The organism is Candidatus Accumulibacter vicinus (genome assembly GCF_000584955.1).
In the GTDB taxonomy this organism is placed as follows: Bacteria; Pseudomonadota; Gammaproteobacteria; order Burkholderiales; family Rhodocyclaceae; genus Accumulibacter; species Accumulibacter vicinus.
Map to the genome: position 1 here is coordinate 113,070 of NZ_JDSS02000019.1, position 15,020 is coordinate 128,089.

14 protein-coding genes and 1 pseudogene are annotated in these 15,020 nt (G+C 59.4%); 10 read left to right on the forward strand and 5 right to left on the reverse strand.

What is annotated here, in order from left to right:
- Positions 1 to 95: 95 nt before the first annotated feature.
- Both CAPSK01_RS06955 and CAPSK01_RS06960 read right to left on the reverse strand, forming a co-directional pair.
- Entirely contained in the window at positions 96 to 1,760 is a 1,665-nt protein-coding gene (locus tag CAPSK01_RS06955) for a cation acetate symporter (protein ID WP_034924381.1), read from the reverse strand.
- Complete coding sequence (locus CAPSK01_RS06960; RefSeq protein ID WP_273703229.1) at positions 1,757 to 2,077, reverse strand: DUF485 domain-containing protein; 321 nt, start codon at positions 2,075 to 2,077, stop codon at positions 1,757 to 1,759. The genes CAPSK01_RS06955 and CAPSK01_RS06960 overlap by 4 nt, the downstream gene beginning before the upstream one ends.
- Before the next feature lie 361 nt (positions 2,078 to 2,438).
- Between CAPSK01_RS06960 and CAPSK01_RS06965 the strand changes: the two genes are divergently transcribed.
- The 8 genes from CAPSK01_RS06965 (at position 2,439) to CAPSK01_RS07000 (ending at position 11,315) form a co-directional block, all read left to right on the forward strand.
- Positions 2,439 to 4,397: an AMP-binding protein gene (locus CAPSK01_RS06965; protein ID WP_034924387.1), complete on the forward strand. Its 1,959-nt coding sequence runs from the start codon at positions 2,439 to 2,441 to the stop codon at positions 4,395 to 4,397.
- Complete coding sequence (locus tag CAPSK01_RS06970; protein WP_034924389.1) at positions 4,397 to 5,179, forward strand: ABC transporter ATP-binding protein; 783 nt, start codon at positions 4,397 to 4,399, stop codon at positions 5,177 to 5,179. The genes CAPSK01_RS06965 and CAPSK01_RS06970 overlap by 1 nt, the downstream gene beginning before the upstream one ends.
- Positions 5,180 to 5,191: 12 nt before the next feature.
- Complete coding sequence (locus tag CAPSK01_RS06975) at positions 5,192 to 6,121, forward strand: branched-chain amino acid ABC transporter permease (RefSeq protein WP_034924391.1); 930 nt, start codon at positions 5,192 to 5,194, stop codon at positions 6,119 to 6,121.
- 15 nt (positions 6,122 to 6,136) lie between these two features.
- Entirely contained in the window at positions 6,137 to 7,213 is a 1,077-nt protein-coding gene (locus tag CAPSK01_RS06980) for a branched-chain amino acid ABC transporter permease (RefSeq protein WP_034924393.1), read from the forward strand.
- 76 nt (positions 7,214 to 7,289) lie between these two features.
- The gene (locus CAPSK01_RS06985) at positions 7,290 to 8,627 is read left to right on the forward strand and encodes an ABC transporter substrate-binding protein (RefSeq protein WP_034924394.1); all 1,338 of its coding nucleotides are present in this window, start codon (positions 7,290 to 7,292) and stop codon (positions 8,625 to 8,627) included.
- A 124-nt stretch (positions 8,628 to 8,751) separates the two neighbouring features.
- Positions 8,752 to 9,567, forward strand: coding sequence for an ABC transporter ATP-binding protein (locus tag CAPSK01_RS06990; protein WP_034924889.1), 816 nt, complete (start codon positions 8,752 to 8,754; stop codon positions 9,565 to 9,567).
- Between the two features lie 33 nt (positions 9,568 to 9,600).
- Entirely contained in the window at positions 9,601 to 10,152 is a 552-nt protein-coding gene (locus tag CAPSK01_RS06995) for a hypothetical protein (protein ID WP_034924396.1), read from the forward strand.
- Positions 10,149 to 11,315 (forward strand): CaiB/BaiF CoA-transferase family protein, encoded by a 1,167-nt coding sequence (locus tag CAPSK01_RS07000; RefSeq protein WP_034924398.1) that lies wholly within the window; start codon positions 10,149 to 10,151, stop codon positions 11,313 to 11,315. Before CAPSK01_RS06995 ends, CAPSK01_RS07000 begins: the two co-directional genes overlap by 4 nt.
- 42 nt (positions 11,316 to 11,357) lie before the next feature.
- On the opposite strand, the gene CAPSK01_RS07005 is transcribed toward CAPSK01_RS07000, so the two are convergent.
- From CAPSK01_RS07005 to CAPSK01_RS07015, 3 genes are all read right to left on the reverse strand, one after another.
- A complete protein-coding gene (locus CAPSK01_RS07005; protein WP_034924400.1) occupies positions 11,358 to 11,804 on the reverse strand; it encodes a PhaM family polyhydroxyalkanoate granule multifunctional regulatory protein in 447 nt (148 codons plus the stop codon).
- Positions 11,805 to 11,915: 111 nt separating this feature from the next.
- Entirely contained in the window at positions 11,916 to 12,659 is a 744-nt protein-coding gene (locus tag CAPSK01_RS07010; RefSeq protein ID WP_034924401.1) for a class I SAM-dependent methyltransferase, read from the reverse strand.
- 421 nt (positions 12,660 to 13,080) lie between these two features.
- A complete protein-coding gene (locus CAPSK01_RS07015) occupies positions 13,081 to 13,341 on the reverse strand; it encodes a hypothetical protein (RefSeq protein ID WP_273703230.1) in 261 nt (86 codons plus the stop codon).
- 103 nt (positions 13,342 to 13,444) lie between these two features.
- On the opposite strand from CAPSK01_RS07015, the gene CAPSK01_RS07020 reads away from it, so the two are divergent.
- On the forward strand, positions 13,445 to 14,530 hold the full coding sequence (locus CAPSK01_RS07020; RefSeq protein ID WP_034924405.1) for an ABC transporter ATP-binding protein: 1,086 nt from the start codon (positions 13,445 to 13,447) through the stop codon (positions 14,528 to 14,530).
- A 34-nt stretch (positions 14,531 to 14,564) separates the two neighbouring features.
- Positions 14,565 to 15,020 (forward strand): annotated as a pseudogene (locus CAPSK01_RS07025) (ABC transporter permease); the annotation flags it as partial.

Sequence of the window (15,020 nt, forward strand, 5' to 3'; positions counted from 1 at the left end):
GATATGGTCTGTGCGATAGCACATGCTGCGTAGCCATAAAAAAACCCTGGCGGGCTTCTGCGCCGCCAGGGTTATGTGAAAAAACCAAGAACTGCTTAGTGGCTGGCGCCGGAAGCGCCGAAACCCGTCTGCGCGCGCACGTACTGGTCTTCGAAGGCCTCTTGCTCCAGCTTGGAGCGGGGCCCCGTGTCGCTCTTGGAGAAGATGTAGGCAAAGATGAAGGCGATCGGCATCGCGAATAGCGCTGGCTGCGTGTAGGGGAACAAGGCGGCCTTGTTGCCCAGTACGTCAACCCATACCGACTTCGAGAAGAGGACAAAGAGGACTGCAGAGGTGACACCACCGTAGCCGCCCCACAGGGCACCGCGCGTCGTCAGCCCCTTCCAGTACATCGACAGAATCAGCACCGGGAAGTTGGCTGCGGCAGCCACACCGAAGGCCAGACCGACCATGAAGGCGATGTTCATTTTCTCGAACAGGATGCCGAGCACGATGGCCAGCATGCCGAGGCCGATCGTTGCGTAGCGGGAAACACGGATCTCCTCTTTCTCGGTAGCTTGCCCCTTGCGGATCACGCGCGCATAGATGTCATGCGAGATTGCCGAGGCCCCCGCGAGTGCCAGACCCGAGACGACCGCCAGGATGGTCGCGAAAGCCACCGCCGCCAGGAAGCCGAGCAGCATGTTGCCGCCAACCGCCTTGGCGAGGTGCATGGCGACCATGTTGCCGCCGCCGATCAGTTTGCCGCCGACGGTTCCACCCTCGAAGAACTCCGGATTCTGTCCGACGATGATGATCGCACACAGGCCCATCAGGAAGATGACATTGAAGAAGAAGCCGACGAAGCCGGAAGCATAGAGTACCGATTTCCGGGCTTCCTTGGCGTTCCCGACGGTGAAGAAGCGCATCAGGATGTGCGGCAGACCGGCGGTGCCGAACATCAGGCCGAGGCCGAGCGAAATGGCGGTGATCGGATCGGCGAGCAGGCTGCCCGGTGCCATCAGCTTGGGTCCGAGCTTGTGGACCGCTTCGGCCTTCTGCAGCAGGTCGGTCAGCGAGAAGCCGAACTGGACGTACGCCAGCAGCAGCGTCAGCGTACCACCAAAGAGCAGCATGCAGGCTTTGATGATCTGCACCCAGGTCGTCGCCACCATGCCGCCGAGGGTGACGTAGACCATCATCAGGATGCCGACGACGAAGATCGCGATGTTGTAGTCGAGGCCGAACAACAGTCGGATCAGCTGACCGGCACCGACCATCTGGGCGATCAGGTAGAAAACGACGACAACCAGCGACGAGAGCGCCGCCATGGTGCGCACCTTGCCTTGGTCGAGGCGGTACGAGGTGATGTCGGCGAAGGTGAAACGTCCCAGGTTGCGCAGCCGCTCGGCCATCAGGAAGAGGATGATCGGCCAGCCGGCGAAAAACGCCAGCATGTAGATGTAGGCGTCGTAGCCCTGGGTGTAGGCCATCGCCGTCAGACCGAGCAGCGTTGCTGCCGACATGTAGTCGCCGGCAATTGCCAGACCGTTCTGGAAGCCAGTGATGCCCCCACCGGCGGTATAGAAGTCGGCAGTGGTCTTGGTACGGCTGGCCGCCCAGTAGGTGATCCCCATGGTCAGTGCGACAAAGATCAGGAACATGATGATCGCGTGCCAGTTGGTCGCCTGTTTGGCCCCGCCTGCGTCTACGGCCGGGCCGGCAATAGCCAGGCCGGAGAGGACGAGCAGGAAAAGTGCCGAGGTCAGTCGCTGCATCATAGCTTCTCCTTCTGGGCTTCCTTGATCATTTCGGAAGTCAGATCATCAAACTCGCCGTTGGCGCGGCGAACATATACAAAGGTCAGCAGCCAGAAAAAGATGAACAGGCAAAGCTCGATGGTATAGCCGATCGGCCACATCGATCCCTCGGCAATCTTCTGACCAAGCAGTCCCGGGTTGAAGGCGACCAGCATGAAGAATCCATAAAAAAGGATCAGCACGATGGCCGACAGAGTCCACGCGAAGCGTCCCCGCTCGCTAACTAATTTCTGGAATTTGGGATTGACCCGCATTCGCTCGTACATAACACTACTCATGTCATCCTCCGATGTTGTCTTGTTGAAGCGGTTTTGCTGCGATTTCTGCAGCGCATTGACCAGGTGTTAACAAGTCCTTCCCCTCGCCGCGCGGAATACTAACCCAAATCAATGGCTTGTTCAATTCCGCTGCGCTGGAAGTCTTGAGGCCGCTGGCCGAGGACAGCGTCAGTGCTCGCGTCACTTAACACTTAAGCTGATGCGAAGTCTGGAGGAGCATGCTGGAGCGTTATGCCATTGATCCGGAGCGGCAATGTGGCGTTGCACAATGATTATCCGTGAAAAAGGACTAGAATTGCCAGAATAACGACAAGGGCTTGGCCATCAGCGTTCTGATGGTCAGCGCACCGGAGGAGATGAGATGCCGGACATGGCCTCTTCGCAAGCGCTGGATACCTTTCCGCGCTTGCTGATTCAACATGCGCAAGTACGTGCCAGCAAACCGGCGATGCGCGAGAAGGATCTGGGGATCTGGCAGTGCTGGACCTGGGGCGATGTGGCCGAAGAGGTTCGCGCACTTGCTTGTGGTCTCGCAGAAATGGGTTTTCAACGTGGCGAGAATCTGGCTATCGTCGGCGAAAACCGGCCGCGTATGTACATGATGATGACCGCCGCGCAATGTCTTGGCGGCGTGCCCGTGCCACTCTACCAGGACGCAGTCGCCAGCGAAATGCTGTTCGCCCTGCTCGATGCGGAAATCCGTTTTGTCTTCGTCGAGAATCAGGAACAGGTCGACAAGTTGCTCGAGATCCAGGATCAACTGCCACAACTCGAGCATGTGCTTTACGACGATCCGCGGGGCATGCGTCACTATACGCAGCCTTTCATCCACGACATCCGCGAGTTGATGGCGATGGGACGGATTCACAACCGCAATCACCCGGATCTGCTGAGCACCGAGGTCGCCGCGGGCCGCTCCGATGATGTAAGTGTGATGCTGTATACTTCGGGGACGACGGGCAAGCCCAAGGGAGTGTGTCTGACCCACCATGCCTTCATCAGCGCGGCACAAGGGGGGGCGGATTTCGACCGTCTGACCGCTGATGAGGACATTCTCTCGTATCTGCCAATGGCCTGGGTTGGCGACCACCTGTTTTCATTTGCACAGGCGATGGTCACCGGTTTCACGATCAATTGTCCGGAGTCAGCCGAAACGGTGATGACCGACCTGCGCGAAATCGGGCCAAGCTACTACTTCGCGCCACCCCGCGTCTTCGAGAACCTGCTGACGCAGGTGATGATCCGCATGGAAGATGCAAGCGTCATCAAGCAGAAAATGTTCCAATACTTCATGGCCGTCGCCCGGCGCAGCGGTGCCCAGATTCTCGACGGCCAGCCGGTCTCGTTCGCCGACCGGCTGCTCTACGCATTGGGCAAGGTTTGCGTTTTCGGGCCGCTGAGGAATGTTCTCGGCATGAGTCGCATCCGCGTCGCCTATACTGCCGGAGCGGCGATCGGCCCCGACCTGTTCCGTTTCTATCGATCAATCGGCATCAATCTGAAGCAGCTCTACGGTCAGACCGAAACCTGTGCTTATGTCTGCCTGCAGCCCGACGGTCAGATCAAGTTTGACAGCGTCGGCAAGCCGGCACCAGGTGTCGAGGTCAAGATCGCCGATAATGGCGAGATCCTGGTCAAGGGTCCGATGCTGCTCAAGGAGTATTACAAGCGGCCGGATGCGACGGCTGAAGCGATCAACGCCGACGGTTATTTCATGACCGGTGATGCGGGAATTTTCGACGATGACGGTCACCTCAAGATCATCGATCGCGCCAAGGATGTTGGCAAACTGGCGAATGGTGCGATGTATGCACCCAATTACATTGAAAACAAGTTGAAGTTCTTCCCGTACATCAAGGAAGCCGTGGTCTTCGGTGATCGCCGCGAGATGGTCTGTGCGTTCATCAACATCGACATCGGCGCGGTCGGCAACTGGGCGGAGCGGCGCGGCCTTGCTTATTCAGGCTATACCGACCTGGCGGCCAAGCCCGAGGTCTATGGGCTGATTCAGGAATGCATCGAGCAAGTCAATGGCGAACTGGTGGGGGAGGGCACCTTGGCCGATTCGCAGATTCATCGTTTTTTGATCCTGCACAAGGAACTCGATCCCGACGATGATGAATTGACTCGCACGCGCAAGGTGCGCCGCAATTTCGTTGCCGAGAAATATTCAGTGCTGATCGACGCGCTGTACAACGGCAGAGAACGGCAGTTCATCGAAACTGCAGTGAAGTTCGAGGACGGGCGACAGGGCAGGGTGGCTGCCGATCTCGTCATCAGCGATCCGAAGACTTTTGCAGTTGCCGGGAGGATCAGCTGATGAGTCGGCAAAGCGGAGAAATCATTCTCGACCTGAAAAACGTCTCCCTGTCCTTCGGTGGGGTCAAGGCGCTGACCGACATCTCGTTCGACGTTCGCGAACACGAGATCCGGGCGATCATCGGCCCGAATGGCGCAGGCAAGAGTTCGATGCTCAACGTGATCAATGGGGTTTACCGCCCACAGAAGGGGGAGATCATCCTGCGTGGCCAGCACTTCAGCCGCATGAACCCCTACAAGGCAGCCAGGGCGGGTATCTCACGCACCTTTCAGAACATCGCCCTGTTCAAGGGCATGAACGTGATCGACAATCTGATGACCGGGCGTAATCTCAAGATCCGAAGCAATCTGATCCAGCAGGCATTCTGGTGGGGAGCGGCGCGGCGCGAGGAACTTCTGCACCGGGCCAAAGTTGAGGAAGTGATCGATTTCCTCGAGATTCAGCATATTCGCAAGACGCCGGTTGGCCGCCTGCCCTACGGTCTGCAAAAGCGCGTCGACCTTGGCCGGGCGCTGGCCATGGAGCCGAGCATTCTTCTGCTTGACGAGCCGATGGCCGGCATGAACGTCGAAGAGAAGCAGGACATGTGTCGGTTCATTCTCGACGTCAATGATCAGTTCGGCACGACGATCGTGCTGATCGAGCACGATATGGCGGTGGTGATGGACATTTCCGATCGGGTGGTGGTTCTCGATTACGGCAGGAAGATCGGCGATGGAGATCCCGACGCGGTCAGAGCCAATCCGGAAGTCATCAGCGCCTACCTTGGCGCCAGTCACTGAGGAGAGCATCGGATGGGTTTCTTTCTTGAAACACTGATTGGTGGACTGATGGCCGGCATGTTGTATTCGCTGGTCGCACTGGGTTTCGTGCTGATCTTCAAGGCCTCGGGGGTGTTCAACTTCGCACAGGGTGCGATGGTGCTGTTCGCAGCCCTGGCGATGGCCCGTTTTTCGGCGTGGCTCCCGGATCACCTGGGCATCGACAGTGCATGGCTGGCCAATACGATCGCCTTTTGCCTGGCCGGCGCGCTGATGTTTGTCGTCGCCTGGCTGATTGAGCGTCTGGTCCTGCGTCACCTGGTGAATCAGGAGGGCGCGACTTTGCTGATGGCGACCCTGGGCATCGCCTACGTTCTTGAAGGCGTCGGCACCAGCGTCTTCGGTACCGACGTCTACAAGATCGACGTCGGCATGCCCAAGGAGCCGGTGATGATCCTCGAAGGGACCTTTGAGGGCGGCCTGCTGATCAACAAGGAGGATTTCGTCGCAGCCTTGATCGCGGCGGTGCTGGTTGGCCTGCTGGCGCTGTTTTTCCAGAAGACCGCCACCGGGCGGGCCTTGCGAGCCGTTGCCGACGATCACCAGGCAGCCCAGTCGATCGGTATTCCGCTGAATCGTATCTGGGTGATCGTCTGGTGCGTAGCTGGCTTGGTGGCGCTGGTCGCCGGGGTGATCTGGGGTTCCAAGCTGGGCGTACAGTTTTCGCTGGCGACGGTGGCGCTGCGTGGTTTGCCGGTGGTCATTCTCGGCGGTCTCACCTCAATTCCTGGCGCGATCATCGGCGGACTGATCATCGGTGTTGGCGAGAAGGTCTCGGAGGTCTATCTCGGACCGATGATTGGTGGCGGCATCGAAATCTGGTTTGCCTACCAACTGGCTTTGCTCTTCCTGCTGTTCAGGCCACAAGGCCTGTTCGGCGAAAAGATCATCGACCGCGTCTAATCGGAGAGCAGACAGATGCTGTACAGAGAAAATGGTCAGTTCAAGACCTCCTACGCTGCCGATCAGCAGATTTTTCCGATTGCACAGGATCGCTGGGCGATTTTCGGTCTCCTGGTGGTGGCCTTCATCGGGGTACCGTTGCTGGTCGACGAATACCTGCTGCGCGCGATCCTGATTCCCTTCCTGATCCTGTCGCTGGCGGCGCTCGGGGTCAACATTCTGGTCGGTTTCTGCGGGCAGATCACGCTCGGTGCCGGAGCCTTCATGGCGGTAGGAGCTTACGCGGCCTACAATTTCCATATACGCATCGAAGGCCTGCCGTTGCTGGTTTCCTTGCTGCTGGGTGGCGTCACCGCTGCCGGCGTGGGCATATTTTTTGGCATCCCGAGTCTGCGCGTCCGCGGACTCTATCTCGCGGTCGCCACCCTGGCGGCACAGTTCTTCACCGACTGGGTCTTTCTGCGTGTTCCCTGGTTTACCGGCCATGCCTCTTCAGGCTCCGTTTCGGTTTCCAATCTTCAGATCATGGGCTGGCAGATTGACACTCCGGTCAACAAGTACCTGTTTTGCCTGATGTTCCTGACGGTGTTCGCGTTGCTGGCGAAAAACATGACGCGTTGTGCGGTCGGCCGGCAGTGGATGGCGATTCGCGATATGGATGTCGCCGCCGAGGTAATCGGCATCCGGCCGCTCTTTGCCAAGCTCTCGGCTTTTGCCGTCAGTTCCTTTTTCGTCGGCACGGCCGGCGCCCTGTGGGGTTTCATCCATCTGGCCTCATGGGAGCCTGCTGCCTTCTCGGTCGATCGATCATTCCAGTTGCTGTTCATGGTCATCATCGGCGGCCTGGGTACGATCATGGGGAGTTTCTTCGGGGCAGCCTTTATTGTCATTCTGCCCATCGCCCTGAATCAGTTCCTGCCAGCTTTCGGAGCGTTGTTCGGGATCAGCATTTCCACCGCCGGGGTATCGCACGCCGAGTTGATCCTTTTTGGCGGACTGATCATTTTCTTTCTGATCAAGGAACCGCATGGCATTGCTCGCCTGTGGTCTACCGGCAAGGAAAAACTTCGGCTCTGGCCATTTCCACACTGAGGCGCGGCCGGGGCGGGTTTCGCTGCGATTGGAGCGTTTTTACGTACCACTGCAATGACAACAAGAGGAGACACTGATGAAACTAAGCAAGCTTGCCCTGACGGTTTCGGCAACCGCCGTGGTTCTGTCGTCGCTACTGACCGCACCAACGGCCCTGGCGCAAGTCAAGGAGCAGTTTTTCCCGGTCCTGGTCTACCGCACCGGTGCCTATGCCGCCAACGGCAGTCAATGGGCCAATGGTTACGTTGACTACCTGAAGCTGGTGAATGCTAAGGGTGGGATCAATGGAGTCAAGATCAGTTTCGAGGAATGTGAGACGGCTTACGCCACTGACCGCGGCGTTGAATGCTATGAGCGTTTGAAGGGTAAAAACGGCGGCGGGACGTTATTCCAGCCATTGTCGACCGGGATCACCTTTGCCTTGACCGAGAAAGCGCCGGTCGACAAGATCCCGTTGATTACCGCAGGCTACGGTCGCAGCGAATCACAGAACGGGGCCGTGTTTACCTGGAACTTCCCCTTGCTGGGGACTTACTGGGTCGGCGCCGAAGTGGCCATCCAGCATATCGCCAAGAAGGAAGGGGGGGCCGCCAAGCTGAAGGGCAAGAAGATCGCGCTGGTCTACCATGACAGCCCGTACGGCAAGGAGCCGATTCCGATCCTGCAGGAACTGGGCAAGACCTATGGTTTCGAAGTGCAGTTGCTGCCGGTAGCACACCCCGGTGTCGAGCAGAAGGCCACCTGGCTGCAGATCCGGCAGCAAAAACCGGACTACCTGCTGCTCTGGGGCTGGGGGGTGATGAACTCGACCGCGTTGCGCGAAGCGCAGGCCACCGGTTATCCGCGTGACAAGATGATGGGCATCTGGTGGGCGGGCGCCGAGCCCGACGTCAAGGATGTTGCTGAAGGCGCCAAGGGATACAGTGCGTTGACGCTGCAGCATGGTGCCGAGCCCAATTCGAAGGTCGTCAAGGACATGCTTGATCTGGTATATGCCAAGGGACAGGGTACCGGGCCGAAAAACGAGGTCGGGCAGGTCCTCTATATGCGTGGCCTGTTGTCGGCGATGCTCGGTGTTGAAGGCGTCCGCAAGGCCCAGGAGCGTTATGGCAAGGGCAAGGTGATGACCGGCGAGCAGGTTCGCTGGGGCCTTGAAAACCTCAGCCTCGACCAGAAGACCCTTGACGGCATGGGTTTTGCCGGCGTGATGCGGCCGGTGCAGACTTCCTGCCTCGATCACATGGGGTCATCGTGGGTGCGCGTCCATACCTGGAATGGCAGCAAGTGGGAATTCAGCTCCGACTGGTACCAGGCCGACGAGAAGGTTCTGCGTCCGATGGTGATGCTGGCCTCGGGCAAGTACGCCGAAGAAAAGAAACTGAAGCCGCGCACCCCTGACGAGTGCAAGTTATAGATTGCGGAAAACTCGCAGTCAGGGCGCGCCGGACGAGCCCTTTATCCGCTCTCCCGCTTGCGGGAGAGCGGCCCCAACGGTGATGGCCAGGACCGCCATCACGCATGATGAAAGTCATGATGCCATGAGCGACGCCAACAATATCCTGCTCCGTGTCAATAGCATCGAGGTGATCTACAATCACGTGATCCTGGTTCTCAAGGGGGTTTCATTCAGCGTTCCCGAGGGAGGAATCGTTGCTCTGCTCGGGGGCAATGGCGCTGGCAAAACGACGACCCTGCGGGCGGTGAGCAATCTGCTGCACGGTGAGCGTGGGGCAGTGACCAAAGGCACGATCGACTTGCGCGGCGAGCGCATCGAAGCACTGTCTCCGGCGCAACTGGTCCGGCGCGGTGTGATCCAGGTCATGGAAGGACGACACTGTTTCGCCCACCTGAGCATCGAGGAAAACCTGTTGACCGGCGCCTACACGCGCAGCGACGGCAAAGCCGCGATTACTGAAACGCTCGACAAGGTCTACGCCTATTTTCCTCGTCTCAAGACCCGCCGCAGCAGCCAGGCGGCCTACACCTCGGGCGGTGAGCAACAGATGTGCGCGATCGGACGGGCGTTGATGGCCAATCCGCGCATGGTGCTGCTCGACGAGCCGTCGATGGGTCTGGCACCACAGATCGTGGACGAGGTATTTGCCATCGTCAAGGATCTGAATCAGAAGGAAGGCGTGACTTTCCTGCTTGCGGAGCAGAACACCAACATGGCGCTACGCTATGCCGACTTCGGGTATATTCTGGAAAACGGCCGGGTAGTGATGGAGGGGGGTGCCAGCGATCTGGCCGCCAACGAAGATGTCAAGGAGTTCTACCTGGGACTGTCATCGGTCGGGCGCAAGAGTTTTCGCGATGTGAAGCATTATCGTCGCCGCAAGCGCTGGCTATCGTGAGTGAGTTGAACCATGTGGCCCGAATGAAACCTCTTGGAACTCGAGTTGATCCCTGGCTCTAAAAATATTCCCGCCAATGACGACAAGTTGAACATTTCGTCAATGTCGCTGATGGGCGCTGCCATCGCGGCCTGGCTGCTTGTCGCTCCGGCGCGTGCTGACCATGCGGTGGGAGCAGCATCCGGCCTGCAAATCGGCGATTGCGTCATCTTTCGCGAGGGCGGGGCAGGCTGGCTGTTGAAGGCACCGACCTACTGGTTCAAGGGCCTGATTGTGGATCTATCCAGCGAAAGGCGGATAGCGAACCTTTGCCCACACATCGGCAAGCAGGCATCCGCCTATACGCAGGCTGACCAATTGCGCCTGGCGGCGGCGATGCCTTGCGTGGACAAGGAGTCCGAGGTTCAGGAAGTCCCCGTGCTGCGCCTGCGAGTTGCCGTTGAGGCATGGGAAACACCTTGGTCGCCGCAGCACGGCGGCATCGGATGGCTTTATCGCGGGCAGTTTCTCGGCCAGAAGCTGTACAAAGGGGGGGTACTGGACATCGATGCCAACTGGCTGGCGCCCTGCGAGACGAACACATGAGCGGCGGCCCGTTGAGCGGTGTGCGCGTTCTCGACCTGACGCGATTGCTGCCCGGTCCGGTTGCTACCCTGCATCTGGCAGATCTGGGCGCTGACGTGATCAAGATCGAAGATCATGGCGCCGGTGACTACGCACGTATCCTCGGCAACGGCCCGGACGGTGTCAGCGTCTTCTACCGTAGCGTCAATCGCAACAAGCGTGGTCTGTGCCTCGACCTCAAGCACCCGCAAGGGCGTGCGGTATTTCTGCGCCTGGCGCGAGCGGCCGACATTGTCGTCGAGAGCTTCCGGCCGGGTGTCAGCGACAAGCTTGGGATTGGCTACCAGGCATCGTTGGCGGTCAATCCGAGAATCGTATATTGTTCGATCACCGGTTACGGCCAGACCGGGCCGCTGGCAATGGACGCAGGCCATGATCTCAACTATATCGGGTTTGCCGGCGTTCTCGATCAGATCGGCGTGGACGGCGGCCAACCGGCGATTCCCAATCTCCAGATCGGTGATCTGCTGGGTGGGGCGATGACTGCGGTGATGGGCATCCTCGCCGCTTTGTTTGATGCGCAGCGTAGCGGGCAGGGACGCCTGGTCGATGTGGCAATGAGTGAAGCGGTACTGGCGCACAACCTCTTCCCGTTTTTCGCGCTTCAGACTGCAGGGGTGGTACCGCAGCGCGGCGCCGATCTGTTGACTGGTGGTGACGCCGGTTATGGGGTTTATGCTACCGCCGACGGGCGCTACATGGCGGTTGCACCGTTGGAAAAGAAATTCTGGGATCTTTTCTGTGATGCCCTGGAACATCCCGAATGGAAGCCGAGGCATGGGCTGCGCGGTGCGGCAGCAGCAGCACTGCGTCGTGAACTCGAAAAACTCTTTGCCAGTCGGAATCAGGCTGAATGGCAGGATTTCTTTACCGGTGTCGATTGCTGTGTCACGCCCGTACTCAGCGTTGCCGAGGCTCTCAAACATCCGCAGTTCGTTGCCCGGAACATGGCCGTACAGGCGGATGGTGTGACCCAGTTCGCGCCGCCGCTGAAACTCTCCGGCTGGGTCTTCGCCGTCGAACGAGCAGCACCGTCGCCAGGTGAGCATGGCGCAGAGGTGCTGCGTGAGTCAGGTTTCAGTGCGGACGAAATCCGTAGACTGCAGGAGGCGTCGATCATCTGAAGCAGGATCGCGCCAACAGCAGCCCTGGGGTTGCCGCTTGCACTACGCTTTCGGGGTGTCTTCGTGAGCCTGGCTGACTTGTACCGCAGTGGCGGCGGCCTTCTGCATCTGTTCCTGTATCTGCTGCAGCATGGTCAGTGGCCACAGTGCCGCCTGCCTGAGCGCTTCATTGCCGCTGCCGGCAACCTGGGTGCCGGTTTGGCTGGCATCGCCGCCGGTGGCGTTGGCGGTATAACTGCTAGCCATCTGGCCCATCGCCCGCACCGCATTGAGGGTGACGCATTGCATCTCGAGGCCCTGAATTGTCATCTGCAGCATCGACAGATTCATTTTCAACCAGCTCTCGACAGCCTTGAGATCCTTGATCTTTTGTTCAATCTCTTCAATGTTGAGGGTAGGGGTGACCAGGTTCGGCAGTGAAAATCCCATGCCGCCCCACATTTTTTTGGCGAAGTTCAGAGGATCCGTGACGGAATCGAGATTGGGCATGATGGTGCTCCGGTTGTGGTGGGGAGAGTTCATCTTAGCAAAGTTTTAAGGTTTGCGGCGGGTAGCGCCGCCGACCCCCACAGGCTAGGCTGGGTGGCACGTACCGATCGTTCAGATTTGGTAACAGTAAAGCCGTCGTGCGTCATCGATTTCAATGACGCGCGTGGCAACCACTCCCGGTACGGCAAAACTGTTGCTGACGAACAGGCTTCCCGGCGGCATCTCTCTTTGTACCTTTTCCCACAATGCCGCCATCGGAGCCGGCGACAGGAAGGCATACACCACGTTGTGCCCGGAGAGGCTGGTTTGCCAGAGGTCGCCCCAGCGCCAGTGGCAATTGGCCAGGCCGGCGCTACGCAAGCGACCAATGAGCCAGGTCGCTGGTGCGTTTTCGACGCCGCAGAAATGTGCTCCAGGTCGCTCCCGGGCGAGCGGAATCAGGATGCTGCCGATGCCTGCGCCGAGGTCGAGAAAACGCAGTTCGTGCACGTCGGCGGTGAGTTTGGCGATGGCTGCTACAGTTCGGCTGTTGGAGAAATAGAGCGGGACCTGGCCAGTCAGTGCGCCGCGATAAACGAGCAGCAGCAGAAAGAACAAGAGCAGGAACCAGCCGGGGTCGATCGCCAAACTGGAAACGCTCCAGGCCAGCGGCGCGAAGAATGCATGTATCAGCCGCCACCACCAGGGCTGGCGGCTGAGAGCGGCGAACAGCGCAGCGACACCGCCGATGGCGAAAGCCGTTTGTGGCCAGGGCAGCGCTTCGTTGCGGATGCCATAGTAAGGCCAGGCCAGCGAAAGAACGGTCAGCGCTGCAGCGAGTTGCAGTGCCAGTTGGCGAATCTGCGAAGCGGGCATCGCTGGCGCGGATATTTCAGGTTCAGGCGAGGGTGAAGGCAATGGCTTGCTCCTGGGGGAAGTGCGCACCAGGGGGTAAGAAGGGTACGCCTGTGCTTGATGTGAGCGTCGTACGGGTGACTCAAGAATCTTTCCTCACCCGCAAGTGGGAGGTGGTCGGAGGGATGAAATGGGGGAATCCACGGCGCTTGCTCCGCGTCCATCGAGCCATTCCGGCGCGCAAGCCGGAATACGCCCTACTTCCAGTCGCGCGAGCCGGCAGCTCCGACGCCGCCTTGGCCTATCATCATCGCGCTGAATCTGCTCGGGCACATGGGAGAGTTTCATGGCACTTGCCGAAGAAAGGCAAGTCAAGCCTAACGGCGAAAGTATATGTTCCCCTATCAACTGCGGTCAATTGTCGATCTGGCCCACGCGTCGGTCATCCCAGCCGATCAACACCGCATTTCCAGGCCGCCGCAGAAAAACTCGGCAAGGCGGCCCACGCTTCGCCTGGTTGCGCGACGTACCAAAGCGTGTGCCCGATCTTCGCCAGATCGCCTAGAGAGTCAGGTTGCGCCATCCTTTCCCGATAACGAGCCTCTTCACTCTTGTCGATCAGCCGAACAGCCAGTGCACCGAGATCACGTTCCATCTCGCAGTTATCCAGACTCTCCGGGACAATGTTCAGCGGGAAAAGCAACCGATTGATTCCCCGTCCATTGCCTGAGAGGGCAAAGTCACCCTGCCCTCCACCGACAGGCCACTATACTGACCAAGGTCTTCTGAGCTACACTATTCGAACCATGGCGCTACTCGAGATCCGCAATGTCAGCCGCCGTTTCGGCGAACTCCAGGCCGTCGACGACGTTTCTCTGTCGATCGGAGCGGGCGAGTTCTTTACCTTGGTAGGTCCCTCGGGCTGTGGCAAGACCACCCTGCTGCGTCTGATCGCCGGATTCGATGCACCCGACGCCGGCCAGCTACTGCTCGACGGGCAAGAACTGGCTGGCATTCCACCCGAAAAAAGGCCGGTGCACACGGTTTTTCAGAGCTACGCACTGTTTCCGCACATGACCGTGGCGCAGAATGTCGCTTTCCCCTTGCAGATGGCCGGCAAGTCCGAGGACGAGATCAGTAGTCGTCTCAAGGAGGCACTGGAACTGGTGCACCTGGCCAACAAGGCTCGCCAGTTTCCCCGCGAATTGTCCGGCGGGCAAAGGCAGCGCGTTGCCCTGGCGCGGGCCTTGATCAACAAGCCGCGCCTGCTGTTGCTCGATGAACCGCTGGCGGCACTCGACGCCAAGCTGCGTGAACAGATCACCGGGGAACTGATCGCACTGCAGCGCGAGGTCGGCATCACCTTCGTCTTCGTCACCCATTCGCAGCAGGAGGCGCTGGCGGTGTCGCACCGCATCGCGGTCATGAACAATGGGCGTATCGAACAGGTCGGCGCCCCTGAGCAGATCTACAGCTATCCGCGCAATCGCTTTGTTGCCGATTTCATCGGCACCATCAACCTGCTGCCAGTCGAAGTGCGGGCAACGGATCACGATGGACTGCGCCTGTTCGCTGCTGGACTCGGGGAGATTGTCGGCACACCGATCGTCGGACCCAGCCCCGGCGAGCAGGGTGCCTTTGCCGTCCGCCCGGAACAACTGCGCATCGTCACTGCTGGGGACCTGACCGAGCTGGACAACCATTTCCATGGCCGCATTCGCGACCACCTTTACCTCGGCGACGTCACCGTTTACAAGATCGAGCTCGAAAACAGGGTCGTCCTCGATGCGATGCTCACCAACGCGGTGCCAGGACGCGCCAGGTTCCTCGAACGCGGCGCCCCGGTCGCAGTCGGCTGGCAGCGTGACGCAGGGGTCTACCTGCGTGACTGAAACAGGCAGCCGTCCGGTCGGTCGAGGAGAGTCGTTGACCAAATGGCTGGTCAGCCTGCCGCCAACCCTGTTTCTGGTGGTTTTCTTTCTCGTCCCGGCGCTGCTGATGGTCGGTGCCTCGTTCCAGCAGCCAGGTGACTTCGGAGGACTGGTGCCGGCCATGCAGGATGGCCAGTTCACCCTGTCCCTGGAAACCTACCGCTTCTTCCTCGGCGACTGGATCTATGCCGAAATCTTCGGCCGTTCCTTCCTGGTCGCCGCGGCCACCACTTTGATCTGCCTGTTGCTGGCCTATCCGCTGGCCTTGCTGATCGCCCGCAGCGGCCAGCGTCATCGCAATCTGCTGGTGCTGCTGGTGATCCTGCCCCTGGCCAGCAACTTCCTGATCCGCATCTACGCCTGGATCATTCTCCTCGGCCCGGTCGATCTGCTGTACACGCCTTTCGCGGTGATTGCCGGCATGGTCTATGTGCACCTGCCATTCATGGTC

Bases quoted from the DNA above. Each gene is read 5' to 3' on its own strand.
- CAPSK01_RS06955 (WP_034924381.1), bottom strand. From the start codon at position 1,760: ATGATGCAGCGACTGACCTCGGCACTTTTCCTGCTCGTCCTCTCCGGC.
- CAPSK01_RS06960 (WP_273703229.1), bottom strand. From the start codon at position 2,077: ATGAGTAGTGTTATGTACGAGCGAATGCGGGTCAATCCCAAATTCCAG.
- CAPSK01_RS06965 (WP_034924387.1), top strand. From the start codon at position 2,439: ATGCCGGACATGGCCTCTTCGCAAGCGCTGGATACCTTTCCGCGCTTG.
- CAPSK01_RS06970 (WP_034924389.1), top strand. From the start codon at position 4,397: ATGAGTCGGCAAAGCGGAGAAATCATTCTCGACCTGAAAAACGTCTCC.
- CAPSK01_RS06975 (WP_034924391.1), top strand. From the start codon at position 5,192: ATGGGTTTCTTTCTTGAAACACTGATTGGTGGACTGATGGCCGGCATG.
- CAPSK01_RS06980 (WP_034924393.1), top strand. From the start codon at position 6,137: ATGCTGTACAGAGAAAATGGTCAGTTCAAGACCTCCTACGCTGCCGAT.
- CAPSK01_RS06985 (WP_034924394.1), top strand. From the start codon at position 7,290: ATGAAACTAAGCAAGCTTGCCCTGACGGTTTCGGCAACCGCCGTGGTT.
- CAPSK01_RS06990 (WP_034924889.1), top strand. From the start codon at position 8,752: ATGAGCGACGCCAACAATATCCTGCTCCGTGTCAATAGCATCGAGGTG.
- CAPSK01_RS07000 (WP_034924398.1), top strand. From the start codon at position 10,149: ATGAGCGGCGGCCCGTTGAGCGGTGTGCGCGTTCTCGACCTGACGCGA.
- CAPSK01_RS07005 (WP_034924400.1), bottom strand. From the start codon at position 11,804: ATGCCCAATCTCGATTCCGTCACGGATCCTCTGAACTTCGCCAAAAAA.
- CAPSK01_RS07010 (WP_034924401.1), bottom strand. From the start codon at position 12,659: ATGCCCGCTTCGCAGATTCGCCAACTGGCACTGCAACTCGCTGCAGCG.
- CAPSK01_RS07020 (WP_034924405.1), top strand. From the start codon at position 13,445: ATGGCGCTACTCGAGATCCGCAATGTCAGCCGCCGTTTCGGCGAACTC.